This is a genomic window from Paenibacillus sp. NPDC056722, assembly GCF_042790635.1.
GTDB classification, from domain to species: Bacteria; Bacillota; Bacilli; order Paenibacillales; family Paenibacillaceae; genus Paenibacillus_AQ; species Paenibacillus_AQ agri.
Window position 1 is genome coordinate 356,444 of record NZ_JBHTYV010000001.1, and the last position, 22,113, is coordinate 378,556.

Sequence of the window (22,113 nt, forward strand, 5' to 3'; positions counted from 1 at the left end):
TCAAATATGTACAAAATCCTTAAATTGATTTTTAGATAATATTTACTTTTTGTCAATCACTACTAGACTCTCTAATCTCTCCTGATCGCAGTAATTCCCATCCAAAACAAAGCCACCCCCATAGTCATCTTGCCAACTACAGGGGCAGCCCAATTTCACTGCTTATATTTTTATAAAATAATTCTACAAATCCGGATGCTCATGCTTCGCTTTGAGCCGGCTCCAGCGGCGCTGGACTTCGTCCTCGAAGCTGTGCAGGGCAGGTTCGTTCTCCGGCTTCAGGAGATGGCGGGTTTTGCCCATGGTTTTGAGCCAGTCGGTAAGCGGCAGGCGCTTATTCTTGTCCTCCGGGTTGTACGTAATATTCGTAATGCCATGCTCCACTTCGTAGAGTGGGAAGAAACAGGATTCCACAGCCAGGGACACGATGTTCGTGCCCTCCTTGTCCTCGGACATCCAGTTGAGCGGACAGGCGATCAGGATTTTGCCGTAGACCAGACCTTCGTTCTGGGCGTACCATTGGGCTTTGGCTGCTTTTTTCACCAGATCCTGCGGATAGGCCTCAGCTCCTGTGAAGACATAAGGGATATTAGTTGCCGCCATAATTTGCGCAGTATCCTTATGCTGTGTGACCTTTCCCTGCTGGTTCTTGCCGATGCTTGAAGTCGAGGTACGATGACCCAGCGGCGTGGAATAGGACTGCTGTGCGCCAGTGTTCATGTAGCCTTCGTTGTCGTATTCCACAATAATCATCTTGTGTCCGCGCAGGGCTGCACCGATAGCAGGTCCCATCCCGATATCCATGCCGCCGTCCCCAGTAACCATCACAAAGGTGAAGTCATCCTTCAGGCCAAGGCCATCCAGTTCCCCGCGGCGTTTGCGCTCCCAGAACATTTCCACGACGCCAGACAGCGTTGCTGCACCGTTCTGAAACAGGTTGTGAATGAATGTCGATTTATGCGCTGAATATGGATACCCTGTCGTAGTAACCATTGCACAGCCAGTATGATACAGAGCTACAATATCGCCTTCGATGCCTTTGAAAAAAGTCTCCAGTCCCGAGAAAATCCCACAGCCTGGACACGCCCCATGGCCTGGAGCCAGGCGTTTTGGCTTCCTAGTCAAGTTGCGTAGCGGCGGAATCCGCACACTCAGCTTGCCTGTGGCTTCATCCTGTTTTACCGTAATAAGTCCTGTCTTCAGAGCATCGAAATCCATCGGCTTCAGTAGTCGCTGCGGCGCCTTCTCTGGCGCACCCGGATTGTGACCATAATAGTCGAATGGTACTTCTACCCGATCTGCCGCTACAGCATCCAAGGCCAACTTGAAGAAGCTGTGTCCATCCTCTGCATAAAAATCTTTGCCACCCAAGCCATAAATACGGCTGATAACTTTGGTCGTTGTGTTGCCATATGTGAACAGCGCAGCTTTGATCTCGTTCACCATATTACCGCCGTGTCCGCCGACAGAATCCGCACGGTCTCCAACGGTGATGGCCTTCACATGCTTGAGCGCTTCCGCAATCTGCTTTTGTGGGAAGGGACGGATCATATTCGGTGAGATCGCTCCAGCCTTAATCCCTTGCAGACGAAGCTGGTCCACGACATCCTTGATGATCTCTGACGCGGAATTCATCAGGAACACCGCCACCTCAGCGTCTTCCATCCGGTATTCTTCAATCATCGGATAATGACGTCCGGTCAGCTCGCCGAATTCCTTGGCAATTTCTTCGAAGACTTCTCCGGCATTGTACATGGCCACCGACTGTTGGTAACGGTTGTTGATGTAGTCAGGTTCGTTCATGTAAGGACCGACTGTGACTGGATTGTTGCGGTCAAGTGTATCGGTAAAGCCTGCTGGCGGCTGCTCACCTACGAATTTATGCACGTCACTGCGATGAGCAAAAGCCTGCACACGGCGCTTCTGATGAGAAGTAAAGTAACCGTCCGAAGCCACCATTACTGGAAGCCGGACTTTAGCATGCTCCGCCAGCTTCAGTGCCATCAGGTTCATGTCGTAGACTGACTGCGGATCACAGCACATCAGAATCGGCCAGCCTGTATTCAGGGCAAAGTACAAGTCTGAGTGGTCACCATGAATGTTCAGCGGCCCGGAAATGGAGCGGCAGATCAAGTTCATGACCATTGGCATCCGGGTACCCGCCTGAACCGGCATTTGCTCCAGCATAAACATGTAGCCCTGCGCACTCGTTGCGTTAAATACCCGTCCACCCGCTGTTGATGCCCCGTAGCAAATGCCGGCTGAGCTATGTTCACCATCTGAAGGAATCAGCAGAATATCATGCTGTCCGCTAGCTTTCATCGTGTCGAGAAACTGAGCAACCTCCGTAGATGGCGAAATTGGAAAATAGCCCATGACATGATAGTTGATCTGATGAGCGGCATAAGCAGCCATTTCATTGCCGGATTCATATAGGAATTTCTGCTCCACCTTGGCAGAGCCTAGTTCTTTTTCATAGTCGATTGCCATGTGTGTTCCACCTTTCCTTCCATTTATACTTGGGTGACGAGATCCAAATGCTGACGGACCGAATGACTCTCTGCGTAGCCCTCTTCCTCCCGTTCACCAGATAAGGCGCTGGTTGGACAGGCCTCGACGCATTTCAGACAGCCCTTACAGTATTGATAATCGATCCCCTGCAGGAACATCTGCGGACGTCCCTTCTTGTCCGGCAATTCATCCCATACGAAGCATAAATCAGGACAGACGGTGTCACACTGGGCACAGTGAATACATTCCTCCGCTTTAAAATGAGGCAAATGCCCGGAACGGGAAATGCTGAGATTTTTCACAAAAGTACTGCCCGCGCTAATAATTGTCCCCCCGATGGTCTGGGTCTCGTAACCAAGAGCCGAAATGTCGGAACGGACGAACAGAGGCATCTCTACACCTTGCGCCAGCGGGAAATGCATAAACTTCACTTCACTATATCCGCGCTCAAACGTCATAATTGCGGAGTGAACGGCTTGCGGGTATTTTTTGCCGAGTGATTTCTCGATGACATCTTTCATAATTTCCGGGTCCAGAAAATCACACATCCGGAACAACGCGCCCAGCATCGCCATATTGACACGATTCTTCTCGTCCAGCGCAATGCTTGTCGCGTCCACTACAGCAATGGTACCTGCCATCATCTTCATGGATGACTTCAGCTCTTCCGGCGACTTGGCCGAGTTGACCAGCACCGTGCTATGCTCATAAATTCCGCTTGTAACGTTAATGGTCTTCGCCAACGCTTCATGAAAAACACCAACGACATGGGGACGCTCCACCGGGGAAGTATCACGGATAGGCGTATTCAGATCACAAAAACGAATATGCGCTTTTACGGGAGAGCCTTTTTTCTCCGAGCCATAGGATGAGAAGCTCACCCCATTCATTCCGGCCCCGACAACACCTGCTTCAGCGAGCATTTTACCCGCCAGATTCGCTCCCAGGCCCCCAATAGACTCCAGACGAATCTCAAAAAAACCGAGGTCGTTTACTTTAGGTAACTGTACCACCGACATAACCCCTTTCAAGGTTCTCATAAGAATAGTATCCTTTTGACTGTTTCAAAGATTATAGCTTGATCCCATTTGCCGCGAAGTGACAAATCTTGCATTTTTCCATGGTTTGGAAATTATTATGTGAATCGTATCCTTCATTCTTACTTTAGCAACAATATTAAAAATTAAGATGTTAAATTCATCACAGAATGGATGATTAAAATCACAGTTGGGCCTCCCCAAAGGATTCCCCCGGTCGTGACCATTTTCTGTTTGAGAAACCTGCCTGATCGTGTGATTTGTACTTTTCAAGGCAAGCGATTCAGGATACACTATATTCTTGTCGTAAATATTGTATAGAGGGTTGGGTGCATCGATAGTGAAGTCAAATGAAGCCGAACTACAGAAAAAATTACTGCCTAGACATATCAGCTTTATGGCTATGGGCGGTGTAATCGGCACTGGAATTTTCAAGGGGAGCTCCGAGACCATCGGAATTGCCGGGCCGGGGATTGTTTTGTCCTACGCCTTAGGAGGGCTGCTTCTGCTAGTGGTGATGGGTGCGATTGCCGAGATGGCTACAGTCTACCCGAACAGAAATATGAAGGATTTTATCCGCGAGGCGTTTGGAGAACGACTTTCTTTTATCGTGGGCTGGATGTACTGCTTCATGTGGCTGACGGTCTGCGTCATTGAGATACTGGCTGCAGGAAGCTTCCTGCAATATTGGCTCCCCGATGTACCGCTCTGGCTGCTCAGTCTGGCAAGCGGTGCTTTGATTATTGGTATTAACACGATGAGCGTCGGCGGGTATGGCGAAGCAGAGTTCTGGCTGGCCGGCATCAAAATCGCAATGATTTTTATCTTCATTATTCTTGGAGCCGCGCTGATTTTCGGACTTCTCCCTTTGGCAGAAGGTGCTCCTTATCTGCGTAACTTTACGGATTATGGCGGATTTCTGCCGAATGGCTGGACCTCCATTTTCTCTGCGTTACTGGTCGTTATGTTCGCCTACGGCGGTTCTGAGCTGATCGGACTGACATTAACTGAGACGAAGGATGCGGAAAAAGTACTGCCCAAGGTGGTCAAAAACCTCATTCTGCGCGTGGTCCTGTTTTACACCCTGCCGATCCTGGTGATCTGCGGCCTTATGCCATGGAATCAGCTGAATGATCAGACAAGTCCTTTTGTGCAGGTGCTGGCCTCCACAGGTCTGAAAGGCTCCGCACATGTGATGAACTTTATCCTGATCACTGCCGTACTGTCGGCGGCCAATTCAGGAATTTACGGAGCGACCCGGATGTTGCATTCCATGGCTTCCCAAGGAGAAGCACCGAAAGCTCTGGCGCGTACCACCTCGCGAGGCGTACCGCTGAACAGCCTGAAGCTCTGCGCCGCTGTACTTGGAATCGGTTCGATGCTGGCTTATTTTGCACAGGACAGGGTATTCGCCTTGCTGATGGCCGTTCCAGGCTTTGTGGTGCTATTGGTATGGATCTCGATCACTCTAGCCCAGCTCAAGCTACGCAGAAGATATCCTCAGGAGCCTAGCTTTAAAGTATGGGGCTTCCCATATATCACTACCCTGACGGTTACCTGCCTGATCGTGATTGCGAGCATGTTTCTGTTTGATACGAAGAATCGCATCAGCATCGGCACATGCCTGGCGTTCCTGCTGTTCTTGATCGTCTGGTCTTTCGTGAAATTTAGAAAAAGAAACTAGTATAATGAAAAACAAAAACAGAGCAGCGACTTTCCCTTGTTGGGAGAATCGCTGCTTTTGTGTTTGTTTTTTCAACTGACGAGTGCCTCCTGCACGATTTCTTCGGCAGCTTCCAACGACACTCGCTCCGATAATCATCTCAACAACTGGAAAAGGGGCTGTCCCTAAGCCATATAAATGGCTACCTGGACAACCCCTTGTTTATTGCAGTATTAAATAGGCTGCTGTTCAATTATAAGTACCCTATTCCATATCCGCCTGCATATGCTCGGCGATCAACTGCTGCTTGCGGCTCCATACCTGCTGGCTGAGATTTACCCGATAGACTTCGGGGTTCAGCTTGCGCAGATATTCCGGCCAGAACAGATCCAGCTGTTCCCGGTGATACCGGCGGATTTCTTCCAGATCGGGCAGCTTATAGACCTGAAAGCCGTTGACAAAGATCGGCTCCAGCATTGGGAGCGCCTCATAGCGATCCACATGTTTCTTCATATAAGGATGCAGCGGATTGAACAGCTTCAGACGCGCTCCGTTCCGCGGAATTTCCTCTTCAGGGAAGCTGATATAATCAGCCAATGCTTTGCCGTTCGCCCCGATAATCCGGAACACATCCTTCTTGCCCGGTGTGGAGACCTTCTCGGGATTGGAGGAGATTTTGATCGTCGGGATCATCTCTCCGCTCGCCGATTCGATCTCCACCAGCTTGTAAACACCGCCCAGTGAAGGCTGGTCGGAAGCTGTAATCAGTTGAGTGCCGACACCCCAGGTATCGATCGCCGCACCTTGGGACTTCAAGTTCATGATTGTATTCTCATCAAGATCATTGGAAGCGACAATCTTCACATACGGCAAACCGGCATCATCCAGCATTTTGCGGGCTTGCCGGGATAGATATGCCAAGTCACCGCTGTCCAGACGAATAGCGTTCATCCGTTTGCCCTGAGATTCCAGCATCTTGGCCGTATTTATAGCATTTGGCACCCCGCTGCGCAAGGTATCGAACGTATCCACCAGCAGTGTGACTCCGTCAGGCATGACCTTTGCATAAGCATCGAAGGCCTCCTGCTCGCTGCCAAAGCTCTGCACCCAGGAATGGGCATGCGTCCCCTTCGTGGGAATGCCGAACAGCTTGCCGGCCAGCATATTAGAGGTAGCATCGAAGCCCGCAACATAGGCAGCCCGTGCCCCCCATACCGCAGCATCTGCTTCCTGAGCCCGCCGTGTGCCGAATTCTAGCAAAATATCGTTAGGAGCAACCTGCTTGATACGTGATGCCTTAGTGGCGATTAGCGTCTGGTAGTTCATGAAGTTCAATATGGCCGTTTCAACCAGTTGAGTCTCCATGATCGTCCCTTCGACCCGAAGCAGCGGCTCGTCAGGAAAGACAAGCGCCCCTTCTTTCATCGAATGGATCGTGCCCTGAAAGTGAAATTGCAGCAGCTCTTCCAAAAAGGCGGGCGCGTAGTTCTCCTCCTGCTCCGACAGATAACGAATATCTTCCTCCGTAAAGCGCAATCCGGCGATATAGCCGACAATGCGCTCCAGCCCTGCAAATACGGCAAAGCCGTTTCCAAACGGCAGCTTGCGGAAATAGGCTTCGAATACCGCTTTGCGCTTATGACTTCCGTTGACCCAGTGGGCGTACATCATATTGATCTGGTACTTATCCGTATGAAGAGCAAGTTCTCTTCTCAAATCCTCATCTCCTAGTCTCGCTGCTGTTCTTATTCTCCGTTGACTACCTTTGCCCCGAGACTTCCTGTAAAGTGGCCCAGCGCCCAGGCATGGCCTGCTGCATTGAAGCTGGCGACCCCGTCCTCGTGCACAACAATCTTAAAGCCTTTATTATACGCATCTACCGCGGTATGCAATACACAGATATCCGTGCATACCCCAATCAAATGCAGTTCAGTAATTCCGCGTTCACGGAGCTTATGCTCCAGATTCGTGCCACTGAATGAACTATAACGTGTTTTGTCCATCCAATAGATAGACTCCTTATTGTCCTCATACACCTGTTTTAGCGTGCCATACAACTCACGTCCGTAGCTGCCACGCAGATTATGCGGTGGAAACAGCTTGGTCTCGGGATGATACTCATCATTCTCGTCGTGAAGATCCACAGCCATAACGACATAGTCGCCGTTCTTTACAAAGTCTTCTGTTATTTGACTGATTCTAGGCGCAATATCGATTGCTGGCTGACCTACTGGCAGACTACCATCCACAAAATCATTCGTGAAATCAATCACGATTAATCCCCTCATGAGTATTACCTCCTTGTTTGTTGTAAGACACCGTTACTTCAGGATCAGGTATAGATGGACAACAACGGCTCATGGTCAGTGAACATATACAATTGGGCCGGACGCTGTGAATATTGATTGGAACTCAGCGGATTGCCCTCTTCATCCCGAACCTCCTGGAGAATTCCTTGGCGGCTACGGGTTGATGTTATTTTACGGATAAAATTGGGCTCCTTGAACTCAGGCACCACAGTCTGAATGACCTGATACAGTTCACTCAGTGTGAAATGCCGCGGCAGAAACTGTCTTGCAATTGTGGTCTGCAGCATTTGCTGCTGAATACGCAAGTAAGCATCCGTAATAATGTCATGGTGGTCAAAAGCCAGTTCCAGCTCTTCCAATGCTTCCTGCAGTGTGAAAAGCCCTACTTCGCCGGCATCGTCGGAGGCTTGTCTTTGCTCCAGCATCCACTCCTCCACCAAAGCGAAGAAGGCATGGCTGATGATCCAGCCGCGCGGATCACGGCCCGGTGTGCTGTACACGCCTAAGTACTCCAGATGTCCGCCGTCAACGCCCGTCTCTTCCTTGAGCTCACGTGTTGCAGCCGCGTATATAGATTCATCCTCCTGGCAGAAGCCGCCCGGCAGCGCCCACATCCCGGCGCACGGCCACTTTTTCCGCCTAATCAGCATGACTTTTAATTCACGTAGGGGAAGGGTCTTCGTCACGGTCTTCCGCTCGCGCTTCGTCAATGTAAACATCACAATGTCGGCCGGAACACCGTCCGGAGTGCGGTATTTTTTGGCGTTATAGGTTTGTTCCCCGTTCTCGCTCACGATATATCCATCCTTTGCCGCAGCTTTTTTGCTGTTCGTATCTTTTAATGTACCAAACCTTCAGTTCGAAAAGCAATGCTTCATATCAAAAACGGGACGGATTCTCATCCGCCCCGTGTCTGCTGTCCTTTAATCTCCGCAGGTGGACGGGGGCGCTTCAGTGCCCGCTTCCACATTGATTTTCTCCGAGACGGTGTCCCGGATGACCGAAATGACTAGCTGAAGCAGGTAATTGATATCGCTTTGGCTCTGCTGAAACTCATTCACCACCGGGATGCCATCAATCTCATCCTGAAGAGTTGCAATTTCCGCTTCTATCTTCGCTACCATCTCTTTATTCCGAAAGCTCTCGAAGGCCACAATTTCCTTCTGCTTCTTCTTGATCTGTGCAATCAATCCTTGTACGCGCTCATGATTCTGGATCTTCTTCTCGGCCTGTTGGAAATGCTGTACTTCCTCACTGGTCGAAATCAATGAAGCGAGTTCCTTGGCCTTGCCCATAATATCTTCGCGTACGATTAAATCACGGGTATCATAAGTCGGCATCCCGTAGTTGTTCAAACGTCCTTGCTCCTGACTCACTGGCAATCGCTCCATTTCTATATAATTAATTGACGGCCATAGCCTCCGCCACACAATCTCCTTTGATATACCAGGTCTTGGTATCGGTAATACGTACTTGCACAAAGGTGCCTATGAGCTCCTGAGATCCTTCAAAATGCACCAGTTTATTACTGCGAGTACGCCCTGATAGCACGTTAGCATTGTTCTTGCTCTCGCCCTCTACCAGCACTTCGACCACTTCGCCCAGCATGCGATCATTACTGATACGGCTGTTCTCTTTAATGAGAGCATTCAGTCGTTGCAAGCGTTCGCTCTTAACCTCCATCGGTACATTGTCCTCCATGGCGGCGGCCGGCGTCCCTTCACGCGGAGAATAAATGAAGGTATAAGCCATATCATAACCTACCTCGCGCACGAGGGACAGGGTTTCTTCGAATTGTTCATCGGTTTCACCCGGGAAACCAACGATAATATCGGTAGTCAGCACGGCACCCGGTACGGCAGCTTTAATTTTGCGGACCAGCTCCAGATAGACTTCACGGGAATATTTGCGGCTCATTTTCTTCAGCACCGCCGTGCTTCCTGATTGCACCGGCAGATGGATATGCTCCGTGAGGTTACCGCCTTTGCCCAGCACTTCAACCAGTTTGTCATCGAAATCACGCGGATGAGAGGTCATGAAGCGAATGCGCGGGATATCAATACGTCGCATGTCGTCCATGAGGTCGCCGAAGGTGTAGTCGATATCGGTAAAATCCTTCCCGTATGCGTTCACATTTTGTCCCAGCAGGGTCACTTCCTTGAAGCCTTGACGGGCCAGATCCCGCACTTCGGCAATTACATCCTCTGGACGACGGCTACGCTCCTTACCCCGGGTATACGGCACAATGCAATAGGTGCAGAACTTGTCGCAACCATACATGATGTTCACCCAGGCACGCATACCTTCGCGTTTCTTGGGCAGGTTCTCGATAATATCGCCTTCTTTGGACCATACCTCGATAACCAGTTCTTTGCTGAATACCGCTTCCTTAATCAGATGCGGCAGACGATGGATATTATGCGTTCCAAAAATCATATCTACAAAGCCATGCTTGGACATAATCCGGTTAACTACGCCTTCCTCCTGTGACATACAACCACAGACACCCAGCAGAAGATCAGGATTCTCGGTCTTCAGATGCTTGAGATGACCAAGTTCCCCGAAGACCTTGTCTTCGGCGTTCTCACGGATGGCACAGGTATTCAATAGAATCAGATCCGCTTTCGTGCGGTCCTCAATACTACGGTAGCCCATCTGCTCCAGCATACCCTTCATCGTTTCGGTATCATGCTCGTTCATTTGGCAGCCGTAGGTCGTTATATGATAGAACTTGCCCACACCGAAGCCGGACATTTCTTCTGGAATCGCAAATTCATAATGAACCTCGATCTCTTCCTTACCCCGGCGTTTGCCTTCCTTGTAATCAGGCTGGCTGTTGATCTGTACATTTCTGCCCTTAATACGGTAGGTGGTTTTGCCATCTTCCTCACTGATGAGCTTGGCATCGCTAAAATCAAAGTATTTGGAATAATCCTTGACACTCTTGCCGGATGTTAAGTCCGGTGAGGGTTGACTCCCCTTAGTCATCTTGTCACGTCCTTTATTTAATGAAGCTTCTTCATAAAGAATGGGTAGATTGCCATAATTCTTTGCTAATAAAAAATTATATCACAAGGATGTAGTTCGTTCCATCTATGCCCCTATTCCCTTTCTATAAAATCCAGATAAAAGAATCACTATACTGATATTGGTTATTTCGTCTATGTTCCACTATTTAATAAGCAACATAGTATGTATGGTGTACAAATCAAATAACTCAGAGGTGATCTGAATACATGTCTCAACCGAATATTCCTAACATTACTCCTAGCGTGACTATCACGAGAGACGATGCTGTGAACCTGATTTTATCTTCCATAGCTATGGAAGAACTGGGGATGAGCCACATTCTGAATGCTGAAGGTGAAAAGCTTCAGTATGTGCTCGGAACTCTGCCCGGCCTGACAGGGCCGCCAGCAACTATTGCCGATTTACTTTCTGTTAACCAGAGTGTTCGGTCTACACTAGACAGTACAGCCCGCAACCAGATGTTCCTCCAATCCAAGATGGAGGGAATACTACAGGCTCCTACACTTGTAGGACCAACCGGACCGGCTGGACCCACAGGGCCTGCTGGGGGTCCAGTTGGGCCCACAGGTTCTGTCGGGCCTACTGGTGCTACCGGACCGGCGGGGCCAACGGGGGTAACCGGACTCGCTGGACCTACTGGTGCCACGGGTCCGATCGGGGCTGGCTTAAGCGGCATTGTTCCTTTTGATCCCTTCCTTGCACCTGGCTATACTCTCAATCAGGTTGTTTCCTACAACGGCAGCACCTATATCGTCAACACGGTACCGCCTGTAGGTACGCCTGATACTTCCCCGGACTATACTCTGATCGCTGCCGCCGGTGCAACAGGCGCTACTGGACTACAGGGACCTACTGGTGCTACTGGACCTACTGGCGCTACTGGCCCAACCGGACCTATAGGAGCCACAGGTGTGGGACTCACTGGCATAGTAACCTATAATGCCGCGCTCGCTCCAGGGTATCCTGTTGGCCAGGTAGTTAGCTACAACGGCAGCACCTTTATAGTTAACAATGCTCCACCGACCGGTCTGCCCGGTGCATCAGCAGACTATACACTGCTTGCCGCACGTGGAGCTACAGGCAGCGCAGGCGCTGTAGGAGCCACCGGTGCTACCGGACCTACAGGTCTTACTGGACCTACAGGTCCGACAGGTGTAGGTTTGACCGGGATCGTCACTTACAACGCCGCACTTGCTCCAGGATATCCTGTCGGCCAGGTTGTCACTTACAACGGCGGCACTTATATCGTCACAAGTGCTCCACCAGTAGGTACACCAGACGTCTCCCCTAACTACACCCAGTTAGCAGCACGAGGAGCTACCGGTGTTGCTGGACCCATTGGTCCTTCAGGGCCTACTGGCCCGACCGGAACCTTAGGAGCCACAGGTAATATTGGACCAACAGGACCCATTGGTTTAACAGGACCTACCGGTGCTACTGGCACTAGCGTAACATCCAACTACGCATTTGCTCAAAATGCTTCAGGAACGATCGCTGTGCTTCTGGGCTCAGGTAATGCCACGTTCCCGGATAACCAAAACATTCCGGCAGGCATCACCATCAACGGTGCAAATGACACCTTAACGATCACTAATGCGGGTAGCTATTTCATTAGCTACCGAATCAATATGACGGCTTCTCTGCTTACTTCATCCCGCATATTGTTGAACGGTTCTCCTGTTGCAGCCACAGCTACAGCCTCCGTTGCCACCACCGTTCTGGCGGCCGAAACAATCACTAACGTTCCTGCCGGGGCCACTATTCAGCTCAATGTAACCTCTACACTCTCGGTCGGCCTGCAGGCACCAGGTGCCACGTTGACCATCATTCGCCTCGTCTAAAAGATTACGACAAGAATACTCCCAGATAGTTATAGCTCTGGGGGTATTCTTTTTGATTGCAGACAAAAGTTCACAGCTCCTCACCAGAACCAAGGCTCTAAATTCGCTAAAATTGAAGAAAGGCTGTCCACAGTCGAAGATTCGCTCTGTAAACAGCTTTCGCTTTTATTCATTAAGTTCACTTCTCATTTCTTGCGGCCACTCCCAGTTCTTCCATTTGGGGAACAGCTCCTGATTCAGGAATGGCATCGGTAACTTACGATCTCTGAGCTTGTTCCTTAGCGCCATCTCTTGACTATAGGAGCCGATATAATAATATCCGATCTGGCGAAGTTCTTCCTGTACAGCTAGACGGTGAAAGGTATTGCTAAATGGAAACTCTAGGATGCTTTTGTTCAATATTGCAATCCATGCCGGAAAGACCTGTGCCAGTGTAGCGTCACGTTTCGCATTTTCGGACGAGGTCTGCTCGATCCGGCAGGAAAAACCGGTCATTTCGGCAATACGGGAGAGTAAAGCAACCCATTGCCCTTCCAGCTCATCACTGTTCTGGCCTGTACATACTCGCCTCGTTTCCCAGACCATCATCCGGGCAAGGGAATCGGTTAACTTATCAATGGCCTCGATATAACTGGAATCGGAATTTGGCATCACCTGTGCCCCTGCCACTTGGATATCGACATCAGGACAACACCTCCTCAAGTGCCTTGACCTGATGCAGGGACTGTTCCTTCCTCAGCATCATCCAGCTCATCATACAAAAAGAATCCACCGTCCGGAGAAGGGAGTCATTGTAGAGAATGATCTCAGCGGTTTCAACTTCCGTACGGCGTCTCCGATCGTTCGTGAAATGACTCACCTCATCCGCCAGCGCCGACATCAGAGCTGCAAGTGCTTCTTTTTCGCTATCCAAAGCTTCCTGCTGGCTGCTAACAGCTTTCCCGTATGTAGTTGCGTCATCAACTATTCTCGTTCCCACGCTGCAAGTCTCCTTTCTCTGACGGAACAATGCTATTCTTCCTCTTCTTCAATTTCACACTCCTCCTCTGTGAGGGAGAGTCTGTAGCTTCGTTCGAGCTTCAAAACATCGCTTAATTTGAACTGCAGCAGGATCTGATTAGCCACAATTCCGCGCAGCATATGCTCCACACTGTCATTGACCCGCAGCGCATCATCCAAGGTGAGGCAGTTGTCTTTCAGCATATGCTGTATTTTCTCAGCTTCCGCATTAATAATATGGGAAAATCCAATCTCCTCAAGTGCGATAGTGGTTAGCAGCAGGTTGATGACATCTTTGCGGTTGAGGATGATGTTTGGTTTGATATCCGGAATATTGGGCATTGACATAATGTAATCACAACCTTGTGTTCCAATTTTATACATTCACTTATACCTTATGGTATGCACAAAAACCCAGAAAGTCACTTTATTGTCCAGTCTGATTAATATAAAAAAGGTGTCCGGCAGTGAAAACACTGCGAACACCTTCTGCTTATACTCATACCGTTTCAGTCTACTTCAGATCCAGACAGAATCGAATCTCCTCTTGTATTGCGGTAAAGCCCAGCGACTCATACAATTTCAGTGCGGAGGGGTTGGTGGTTAACACCATCAACCGGACCGAGGACAATCCGTGGGACCCGGAATACTTCATCGCTTGCGTCAGCAAATATTTGGCCACTCCCCGCTTTCGCCACGGCTCGCGTACAAACACATCTTCAATGTATCCGTAATTATCCTCACGCCACACCATCAGACTGGCTATGATGGTCTCCCCTTCACGGACCACCAGCGCCGTCCACAGATCATTACGCTTGTACTCAGCCAATCTGTTGCTGCCTAGTGGCGTATCGGGCCATATTTCGGCCTCCAGCGTCAAATAATCCTCTTCCTCCTGTACTGTCGCCATCTGCCAGTGCATCATTTCCAGCCCTGCCGGCAGCGTCAGTTCGGGCAGCGGGAATCCCAAATCACGGTTCATACTGAACAGGCTGTTCAGATGGCGAAAACTGTGCCGTTCCTTGAAAAATTGATTATTGGCTACCTCTCCCGAATCATTACCCACACACAAGAGCGTCGGATATTCAGCTGACAGCGTCGCCTTCAGCTCCAAAGCCCTGGCATACAACAGCTCATATAGACGATCCATCAATTCAAAATCATGTTCCCATTCCGGTACAGCCTTAAGGTTCATGTAGATCGAATGCCGCGCTTCTGACAGACTTCCGGGCGGCACGATGTTAATAATACTCACCTGTCCCTTGGCGATCATCACACCTTGCCTGAAGGCACAGAATACATTGCCCCAGTTCGCCGGATCCCCAACCCACCAGAAGACAGCGTATTCCCTTGCCGTTACAGAGCGGAACAGCCCTTCCAGCAGCGGCATATCTGCTTCCTGAAAATTACGGATCTCAACATCATGCAAACGGTCGGTAGATAAATGACTCAAATAAGTAGCTCCTTTGCCAGTCATGATAAATGCATGAATTCATCATAGACCATACTGGCCTGCGCAGAAGCATACTCTTTAGTTAAAACCAAATATTACTCAAAAAAACGTTGAAATAATCGACGCTTAGGCCGTGTACAACGGTTTATTAGTACAAGGTGCTAGTTGATTGCTGAGTGTATGGAAGAATCTCATCTGTTCTGCCTTCTTGTACCTTATTCGCCCAAGCTGGATCACTAATGAGCGCTCTACCCACAGCGACAAGATCAAATTCTTCTCGATTCAGACGTTCCAGCAGACGCTCCAGATTATCCTCATCACTCTTCTCCTTATCCGGGATCAGGAAGTCACTGTCGAGACCTACAGAACCTACAGTGATGGTCGGCTTGCCTGTGATCTTCTTCGTCCATCCCGCCAGGTTCAGTTCAGAGCCTTCGAACTCCGGCAGCCAGAAGCGACGTGTCGAACAGTGGAAAATATCAACTCCAGCTTGTACCAGCGGAGCCAAGAAGCGCTCCAGCTCCTCTGGTGTTTCCACCAGTTTGGCAGAATAATTGCCCGCTTTCCACTGCGAGAAGCGCAGCACAATTGGGAAATCCGGACCCACTGCGCGGCGGCAAGCCTCAATAACCTCTACCGCAAACGTTGTGCGGCCTACTAGATCGCCGCCATAGCGGTCGGTGCGCTTGTTGGTCCGCTCCCAGAAGAATTGGTCGATCAAATAGCCATGTGCCCCGTGTAGCTCAATCCCGTCAAAGCCAGCTGCCTTGGCGTCAGCAGCAGCTTGAGCGTAAGCGGCCACCAAGCCTTCGATCTCAGCTGTGGTTAGCGGCTCTGTAACCTGCTCTCCGGCCAAGTTAAGGCCTGAGGGGCCAACCGGCAGAGCCTCAGGGTTCGGCAGCGCGCCAATCTTGCGTTCCAACCCGACATGCCAGAGCTGCGGGATGATCTTGCCGCCAACTGCATGGACTTCAGCAGCAACCTTTGCCCAACCCTTAAGTGCTGCTTCCCCATGGAAATTGGGAATGCGCGGACTGCTGACAGCTGACGGATGATTAATCGCCGTTCCTTCAGTAACGATCAGACCGACTCCGCCCTCTGCCCGCCGACGGTAGTAAGCCGCAACATCATCACCTGGAATTCCGTCCGGCGAGAACGCTCTGGTCATCGGTGCCATTACAATTCGGTTAGCCAGCTTCAGGTTGCCTGCTGTAACAGGCTCAAACAATAATTTAGTAGTCATGAGTAACCTCCATATTTTAATATAATTACTTTTTGTAAGCATATTATCGCGCGATTTAGAACAAATTGCAAATTATCCGTTATAACCTACCGAATTACTAAGGTAATTCAAAGTGAATGCTCAAATCAAAAGCCGGGCAACGCAGCTTCCCTCTGCAAATGCCCGGCTTTGCCGGATAACTTATTTTATCGTAAAAGTCCTGGTTTCATTCTATTGGAACGGGAAGATCTGTCTTCGATTCTAAACGTTCAGAATCCCTGGTTTCGGCACTTGGCCGAAAGCCTTGGCAAGATCAGCCAGCTGCTGATCGGTAATTCTCTGCCTGATTTCCCTGCCACCGATGAGGTTGTACACCGCTGCGGCTTTTTCAACCGTTTCAATCAATCCAAAGGCCGTATCCATTGTTGATCCTGTGCCGAATATGCCATGGTGCGGCCAGATGACAACGCGGTGATCCTTCATTTTCTTCGCCGTTTCACGTCCGATTTCGCTGCTGCCTGGTACCATCCAAGGAATAACACTCACACCGTCCGGGAACACAACAATACATTCGGTACACATTTCCCATAAAGTCTTAGTGAATTTACGTTCATCCAGATCATGAGTGAAAGTCATGGCAATCACATTCGTCGCATGGGTGTGAAGGACGACACGGTGACTCGGGTCGACCTTTAACCTTTCGATATGGCTCATGAAATGCGAGGCCAATTCACTGGTCGGCATAGCCTCATCCCGCAGCCCCCATAGAATTTCGACACTGTTGCCATCCGTACTTACACGCAATACGCCAAGACAGGCTTCCGGGTCCTTGATTACATTTCGGAAGAATTTCCCCGAGCCGGTCACGATAAAATAACGACCTGCCAGCTCCTGTACCGGAAAGGTCAGCGGAATGGTGCGCAAGGGCTCGACGATATTGATATATTTTCCAACTTCTTCTTCATCCAGCAGGTAGCTGATATTCCCGCCGTTCAGCTCATCCCAGCCGAGCTTCCACATATGATGGGTAATCTCTGTCATTTCATTGATAAATGGAGCTTCGGCACTAGCAATATATCCGTTATTTCTAATCATAGATGTGCTCATCGCTTGTTTCTCTCCTTCTTCGTCCTTTAATGATTTAATCGTATGTGCACGATTCTTCATTGTCAACAAATTAAATATTAATTGTGTTGTTTATATTTGTTTTAAGTGATTTTCAGGCAATTCATGCTGTAATTAGCATGTTATTCTTCTTCGTTTGTTGCAAAACACAGAATATCCCCCTATCATAAATAACTATACTGTTGAAAAGGTGATTATTATGCTGGCAGCCGAACGACGCAAAAAAATCATTGATCTCGTCCATCAGGACAAGCGTGTCCTGGTCTCGGATTTAAGCCGAATGTTTGAGGTCACGGAAGAGACAATCCGCAGGGATCTGGAGAAGCTGGAGAAAGACGGTATCGTGAGCCGCACTTATGGGGGCGCGATGCTGAACCGTCATACGAATGAAGATTTGCCTTTTGTCACCCGGAATGCCCTGAACACAGAAATCAAGCGAAGCATCGCTCTGAAGGCACTCGATCTTATTAACGACGGTGACACGCTGATGGTAGACCCCAGTTCTACCGCCTTTGAATTTCTGAAACTGCTCGAGACGAAAAGCAATCTGACCATCATTACGAATTCGGTTAATATTCTGCATGATTTCGCTAATTCGGGAATGAACATTATCTCTACCGGAGGATCACTACGTTATCGCTCCCTCTCACTGGTCGGTCCGGTCGCTCACGACACCATCCAGCGCTACAATGTGGATACAGCTGTAATCAGCTGCAAAGCCATCGATCTTGACAAAGGTGTTACCGACTCTAACGAACCGGAATGCGAGCTGAAGAAATACATGCTGCGCCAGGCCGACAAAGTTGTTTTGCTTGCGGATCACACCAAATTTGACAAAACCGCCTTCTCGAAGCTCATCGAGTTAAGTAACATCGACTATCTGATCACAGACCGCAGACCATCCGAAGCATGGCTGGAACGTCTATCCAGAGATAATATCGAACTGCTGTATTAGTATTAAAAAGAAGGGCCGTCTCCCCTGCGGGAAACGACCCTTCTCTGACATTGCACTCTACTTAGTCTTCTATTCAACTAACAGTCATCTTTCAAGCAGCACCCGGGAGTCCTTGGCAGCAACCACTGAAAGCCACGGGACTTTCTTTTCGCTGTCTGCATTCGCCTTTTTACGGCAGACATAGACTACCGCTGGTGGGAAATTCAGCGGAACGAACATCGATCTCTGGATGTCGAAGAATGGCTTCAGGTCTTTTTGTATCTGCTTAAAATAATAACTGAAGACCACGAACATCCCCTCATCCTTCAGGGAAGCGGAAATTTGTGACAGCAATTGCATCCGCTTCTCGCTGCCCATACTCCAGAACGGAAGACCGCTCACAATGCAATCCAGCTTCTCCAGCTTACCGTTATGCAACGCCAGCCGCAGCCGGGAGCTGTCCGGATAAAATCGGTAGTCAGGAAACCGCAGTTTCAATCGGCGGCGGAGTTCCGGATCTTTCTCGAACAAAAGAACTTGCATAGGCTGCTGTGCCGACGGCAGATGCCGGGTAACCGCGCCTGTGCCTGCTCCAAGCTCTGCCAGAGAGTTTACCTGCTCCCAAGGAATGGGCTCCAGCAGCGCTTGCGCCAACCTGCGCGAACTGGGAACAATATTCCCTGTCGATAAAGGGGCCTGCAGGAACTTATATAGAAACAACAATCGCTCTTTGAGTCCTCTTAACATATGCCGCCTCCTCTCTATGCATCTTTTTATTAAGTATTACCCTTTGGCTAGATAACATATCTTTTGGTTAATTTCGGTTAAAAATTCTCAACTTCTCTGACCTTCCGCTTCTTCCACACAATCTCGTAGAGGACCGGAACCACAATCAGCGTAAGCAAAGTTGAAGTGAACAAACCGCCGATCACTGTCACTGCCAGGCCGCCAGAGATCAGACTCGTGGAGGAACCGGACAATGCCAGCGGCAACAGGGCCAGCATTGTCGCCAGTGCGGTCATCAGGATCGGTCTAAGCCGTGTTTTGCAAGCCTCGACAATGGCTTCCGTGATCGGCTGGCCACTCTTACGATTCTTCTCCACACGGTCAAGCAGAACGACTGCATTCGTCACAACAATACCGACCAGCATCAGCATGCCTATCATTCCGCTCATGGACAAGGCCTGCCCTGTAACCAGCAATGCCCCCAGAGAACCGACCGGAATGAAGATCAGGGAGGACAGGATAATCAGCGGAGTAACTACGCCGCCGAAGGTGATGCTCATGACCAGAAATACAAGTCCAACCGCTGCCGCCATTGCAATCCCAAGATTCGTAAAGCCCTCCTGCATCATCGCCATACCGCCGCCATAGCTGACTTCAACACCATCAGGCAGGGACAGGGCTGAAATATCCTTCTGCACCTCACGGGTGACGACTGAAGTGTTGTCTCCTTTGACGGTCCCTGAAACTTTGGCATAGGTTTTGCCATCGTTATGATTGACAGTAACCAAAGCATCGCGGACAGAGATATCAGCTACATCCCCTAAAGTACGAATTCCGCCTGCCGTAGGTAATGGGATGCTCTTCAATTCCTCCAGTGAGGTAATCTGCTGACGATAGGACAGTGTAACTGTCTGTTCCTTATTGTCCAGTGTATAACTCCCTGCATGGACAGGCTTGAGTTGCTCTGATACTGCCTGCATGAGCACATAAGGACTGACTTTCTCATCTATTCCTTGTTGATTAAGGGTAAGCTCCCATTTCGGAGTAACCTCGTTCATATTGTTCGTAACATCCTTGAGATTGCTGTTTTGCCCCATCAGGTCCTCTATTTGCTTAGAGGCCTTGGACAAATCATCCATATTGTCTGAATAAAGGCTGACATCAATATTGTTGCCGCTAGGCAGACCCTGCTGCTCGCCTGCCTTGACTGTCACTGTCGTGCCGGGAATGACATTCTCCACTAGCGCCGGCAGGTCAGCCTTGGCTTTGTCAATGACAGCTTCCATGTCAATATCCTTCGTAAACTGTGCTGTCACTGTTGCCCGGTTAGCCGTACTGCCTGAGGATCGCATCGGATTATCTGCTGAGCCGCCAACAGCAACCTGGTAATTCGTCACTCCGTTAAGATCTTTGACATAGCTCTCTACTTTTTTGCTGACTTGATCGCCCTGCTCTGTGCCACTTCCGGCTGGAAGCGTCAGCTGAATGGAAGCCGTTGGCACGGAATCTGCCGGCAGGAACGCAACCCCCAGCAATGGAATAGAGCTCAGCGAGCCAGCAAGGAGTACCAGTGATAGAATCATAACCAGCCATTTGCGTTTCAGTGCAGCATTAATCAGTCGCTCATATACGCCCGTAAGTCTGCTTTCGCTCTTATGGGGTTTTACCTTTTTGAAAAAAGAAGCACCTAGCACTGGAATAAGCATCACAGCGACCAGAAGACTCGCCACAATAGAGATTACGACAGCGAGAGAAAACGGGCGGAAGAACTCACCAATCACGCCATTGACGAAACCAAGCGGTGCAAATACTACGACTGTGGCAATCGTCGAGGACAGTACTGGACTGATTACTTCCTTGGTCGCCCGGTAGGTCAAGTCCTTGCTCTTAAGTGAAGTACCTTTCTCTTGACGCCATCTATAAATATTCTCAATGACCACTATACTATCATCGACGATACGGCCGATGGATACGGCAATCCCACCCAGCGTCATAATATTCAGGGTATATCCCATTTGGTTCATCACTGCGATTGTAGCGAAAATAGAGATTGGCAGTGACAGAATGGAGATTAGTGTTGCCCGTACATTACGCAGGAACAGGAAGATAATGATGATACAGAATAATGCCCCATACAATCCTTCTCTAATCAATGAATTAACCGATTCCTTGATTTCCTCTCCCTGGTTCGAAATCACATGAGCTTCTATATGATCGTTCTTGTAGGAATCCAGCAAGCTTTGAACCGCATCCCCTACATCAGCTGTATTAGCATCCTGGGTCTTGACCACTTCCAATACAAAGCTCGGTTCCCCGTTGTAACGTGTAATTTCATCGACTTGCGCAGAACTGGTTACTGTTGCAATATCGGAGAGTTTGATCGCAGGAGGCGGCGTGGCCACCTGAGCACCTCCGGCGGCGCCTCTCGTTTGTTGCCCAGCTCCGCCAGAAGAACCAGGCGCAGCTGCGACGCCCCCGCCTACTCCGCCGGCTGGGCCGAGCGGCAAATCCTTGATTTGCTGCAGGGTAGTCGCCGAGCCTGAGAGCCGGATCGGAATTGTGGTTTCACCCTCGTTTACATTTCCTAGCGGCAAAGCATAATTTAAGCCCTGAAGGGCTGTCTGGATAGAACTCAGCGAGATCCCCAGTCTGGAAGCCTTCTCCTTGTCGACGACAATTTGCAGTTGGTCCGAGGCTGCTCCCTTCAGTGTCACCGAGCTGACCCCTTCAAGCTTCTGCAAGGCGGGAACGACATCGTCCTCTAGCTTTCTGGTTAATTCTCCAGAGTCTTTGCCTGTAGAAAAAATTGCCGCCTGGTAGATTGGCATAGCACCAGCCGAAAGACGCTGCACACTTACTTTGGCATTCTCCGGAAGCTTCAATTTTGCCACCGAGGCCTCAATATCTGTAGACAATTTGTCCATATCGGAACCGAATGGAAACTGGATCGAGATGCTGGACGCATTCTCTGTAGAAGTACTGGTTAAGGAATCGTACCCGGCAAAGTTCTTCAGGCTGTCCTCAATTGGCTTTGTAACTCCTGTCTCCATTTCCTCTGTGGATGCCCCAGGATTAATTGCCTGGATAAATACCGCAGGGAATTCGATATCCGGGAAAGTCTGTTGCTTGATCTGTGTCGCTGAATATACGCCATAGCCCATAATAAGGGCAAACAAGATCAGCACAGCCACTGAATTTTTTAAACTGATTTTACTCAAAAAGTTCATTCCTCTTCTCCTCCTCTATCTGACCACAGTATAAAG

The 22,113-nt window shown here is 49.6% G+C and carries 18 protein-coding genes; 3 read left to right on the top strand and 15 right to left on the bottom strand.

The features are described 5' to 3' along the window. Nucleotides 1–183: 183 nt before the first annotated feature. Entirely contained in the window at nt 184–2,490 is a 2,307-nt protein-coding gene (locus tag ACFRAM_RS01745) for a thiamine pyrophosphate-dependent enzyme (protein ID WP_379464287.1), read from the bottom strand. Between the two features lie 23 nt (nt 2,491–2,513). Next, nucleotides 2,514–3,524, bottom strand: coding sequence for a 2-oxoacid:acceptor oxidoreductase family protein (locus ACFRAM_RS01750; protein WP_379464734.1), 1,011 nt, complete (start codon nt 3,522–3,524; stop codon nt 2,514–2,516). 364 nt (nt 3,525–3,888) lie between these two features. Between ACFRAM_RS01750 and ACFRAM_RS01755 the strand changes: the two genes are divergently transcribed. Then, on the top strand, nt 3,889–5,232 hold the full coding sequence (locus ACFRAM_RS01755) for an amino acid permease (protein WP_379464288.1): 1,344 nt from the start codon (nt 3,889–3,891) through the stop codon (nt 5,230–5,232). Between the two features lie 243 nt (nt 5,233–5,475). Here ACFRAM_RS01755 and ACFRAM_RS01760 read toward each other — a convergent pair whose 3' ends face one another. From ACFRAM_RS01760 to miaB, 5 genes are all read right to left on the bottom strand, one after another. Further along, complete coding sequence (locus ACFRAM_RS01760) at nt 5,476–6,927, bottom strand: nicotinate phosphoribosyltransferase (RefSeq protein WP_379464289.1); 1,452 nt, start codon at nt 6,925–6,927, stop codon at nt 5,476–5,478. A 29-nt stretch (nt 6,928–6,956) separates the two neighbouring features. Then, nucleotides 6,957–7,499: a cysteine hydrolase family protein gene (locus ACFRAM_RS01765; protein ID WP_175373339.1), complete on the bottom strand. Its 543-nt coding sequence runs from the start codon at nt 7,497–7,499 to the stop codon at nt 6,957–6,959. A 44-nt stretch (nt 7,500–7,543) separates the two neighbouring features. Then, complete coding sequence (locus ACFRAM_RS01770) at nt 7,544–8,314, bottom strand: NUDIX domain-containing protein (RefSeq protein WP_376767051.1); 771 nt, start codon at nt 8,312–8,314, stop codon at nt 7,544–7,546. Nucleotides 8,315–8,443: 129 nt separating this feature from the next. Continuing rightward, on the bottom strand, nt 8,444–8,860 hold the full coding sequence (locus ACFRAM_RS01775) for a YlbF/YmcA family competence regulator (RefSeq protein WP_246317325.1): 417 nt from the start codon (nt 8,858–8,860) through the stop codon (nt 8,444–8,446). A 61-nt stretch (nt 8,861–8,921) separates the two neighbouring features. Further along, nucleotides 8,922–10,508, bottom strand: coding sequence for a tRNA (N6-isopentenyl adenosine(37)-C2)-methylthiotransferase MiaB (gene miaB / locus ACFRAM_RS01780; RefSeq protein ID WP_379464290.1), 1,587 nt, complete (start codon nt 10,506–10,508; stop codon nt 8,922–8,924). Nucleotides 10,509–10,756: 248 nt separating this feature from the next. Here miaB and ACFRAM_RS01785 point away from each other — a divergent pair, with 248 nt between their 5' ends. After that, the gene (locus tag ACFRAM_RS01785) at nt 10,757–12,391 is read left to right on the top strand and encodes a BclA C-terminal domain-containing protein (protein WP_379464291.1); all 1,635 of its coding nucleotides are present in this window, start codon (nt 10,757–10,759) and stop codon (nt 12,389–12,391) included. A gap of 165 nt (nt 12,392–12,556) precedes the next feature. Here ACFRAM_RS01785 and ACFRAM_RS01790 read toward each other — a convergent pair whose 3' ends face one another. The 6 genes from ACFRAM_RS01790 to rhaD form a co-directional block, all read right to left on the bottom strand. Further along, nucleotides 12,557–13,042 (bottom strand): hypothetical protein, encoded by a 486-nt coding sequence (locus ACFRAM_RS01790; protein ID WP_379464292.1) that lies wholly within the window; start codon nt 13,040–13,042, stop codon nt 12,557–12,559. A gap of 31 nt (nt 13,043–13,073) precedes the next feature. After that, the gene (locus tag ACFRAM_RS01795) at nt 13,074–13,370 is read right to left on the bottom strand and encodes an alpha-helical endospore appendage domain-containing protein (RefSeq protein WP_379464293.1); all 297 of its coding nucleotides are present in this window, start codon (nt 13,368–13,370) and stop codon (nt 13,074–13,076) included. Nucleotides 13,371–13,402: 32 nt separating this feature from the next. Beyond that, complete coding sequence (locus ACFRAM_RS01800) at nt 13,403–13,738, bottom strand: alpha-helical endospore appendage domain-containing protein (RefSeq protein ID WP_379464294.1); 336 nt, start codon at nt 13,736–13,738, stop codon at nt 13,403–13,405. A 166-nt stretch (nt 13,739–13,904) separates the two neighbouring features. Then, nucleotides 13,905–14,843 carry a GNAT family N-acetyltransferase gene (locus ACFRAM_RS01805; RefSeq protein WP_379464295.1) on the bottom strand — a complete coding sequence of 313 codons (939 nt, stop codon included), beginning with the start codon at nt 14,841–14,843 and terminating at the stop codon, nt 13,905–13,907. A gap of 148 nt (nt 14,844–14,991) precedes the next feature. Next, nucleotides 14,992–16,086, bottom strand: coding sequence for an NADH:flavin oxidoreductase (locus ACFRAM_RS01810; protein ID WP_379464296.1), 1,095 nt, complete (start codon nt 16,084–16,086; stop codon nt 14,992–14,994). A gap of 240 nt (nt 16,087–16,326) precedes the next feature. Continuing rightward, nucleotides 16,327–17,172, bottom strand: coding sequence for a rhamnulose-1-phosphate aldolase (rhaD, locus tag ACFRAM_RS01815; RefSeq protein ID WP_379464297.1), 846 nt, complete (start codon nt 17,170–17,172; stop codon nt 16,327–16,329). Between the two features lie 217 nt (nt 17,173–17,389). On the opposite strand from rhaD, the gene ACFRAM_RS01820 reads away from it, so the two are divergent. Further along, a complete protein-coding gene (locus tag ACFRAM_RS01820; protein ID WP_175373347.1) occupies nt 17,390–18,145 on the top strand; it encodes a DeoR/GlpR family DNA-binding transcription regulator in 756 nt (251 codons plus the stop codon). Nucleotides 18,146–18,229: 84 nt separating this feature from the next. Here the strand turns inward: ACFRAM_RS01820 and ACFRAM_RS01825 are convergent, their stop codons facing one another. Continuing rightward, nucleotides 18,230–18,871 carry a class I SAM-dependent methyltransferase gene (locus tag ACFRAM_RS01825; protein WP_379464298.1) on the bottom strand — a complete coding sequence of 214 codons (642 nt, stop codon included), beginning with the start codon at nt 18,869–18,871 and terminating at the stop codon, nt 18,230–18,232. A 77-nt stretch (nt 18,872–18,948) separates the two neighbouring features. Then, nucleotides 18,949–22,077, bottom strand: coding sequence for an efflux RND transporter permease subunit (locus ACFRAM_RS01830; RefSeq protein ID WP_379464299.1), 3,129 nt, complete (start codon nt 22,075–22,077; stop codon nt 18,949–18,951). Nucleotides 22,078–22,113 lie beyond the last annotated feature (36 nt).

Bases quoted from the DNA above. Each gene is read 5' to 3' on its own strand.
- ACFRAM_RS01745 (WP_379464287.1), bottom strand. From the start codon at position 2,490: ATGGCAATCGACTATGAAAAAGAACTAGGCTCTGCCAAGGTGGAGCAG.
- ACFRAM_RS01765 (WP_175373339.1), bottom strand. From the start codon at position 7,499: ATGAGGGGATTAATCGTGATTGATTTCACGAATGATTTTGTGGATGGT.
- ACFRAM_RS01775 (WP_246317325.1), bottom strand. From the start codon at position 8,860: ATGCCGACTTATGATACCCGTGATTTAATCGTACGCGAAGATATTATG.
- miaB (WP_379464290.1), bottom strand. From the start codon at position 10,508: ATGACTAAGGGGAGTCAACCCTCACCGGACTTAACATCCGGCAAGAGT.
- ACFRAM_RS01785 (WP_379464291.1), top strand. From the start codon at position 10,757: ATGTCTCAACCGAATATTCCTAACATTACTCCTAGCGTGACTATCACG.
- ACFRAM_RS01790 (WP_379464292.1), bottom strand. From the start codon at position 13,042: ATGCCAAATTCCGATTCCAGTTATATCGAGGCCATTGATAAGTTAACC.
- ACFRAM_RS01800 (WP_379464294.1), bottom strand. From the start codon at position 13,738: ATGTCAATGCCCAATATTCCGGATATCAAACCAAACATCATCCTCAAC.
- ACFRAM_RS01810 (WP_379464296.1), bottom strand. From the start codon at position 16,086: ATGACTACTAAATTATTGTTTGAGCCTGTTACAGCAGGCAACCTGAAG.
- rhaD (WP_379464297.1), bottom strand. From the start codon at position 17,172: ATGAGCACATCTATGATTAGAAATAACGGATATATTGCTAGTGCCGAA.
- ACFRAM_RS01820 (WP_175373347.1), top strand. From the start codon at position 17,390: ATGCTGGCAGCCGAACGACGCAAAAAAATCATTGATCTCGTCCATCAG.
- ACFRAM_RS01825 (WP_379464298.1), bottom strand. From the start codon at position 18,871: ATGTTAAGAGGACTCAAAGAGCGATTGTTGTTTCTATATAAGTTCCTG.
- ACFRAM_RS01830 (WP_379464299.1), bottom strand. From the start codon at position 22,077: ATGAACTTTTTGAGTAAAATCAGTTTAAAAAATTCAGTGGCTGTGCTG.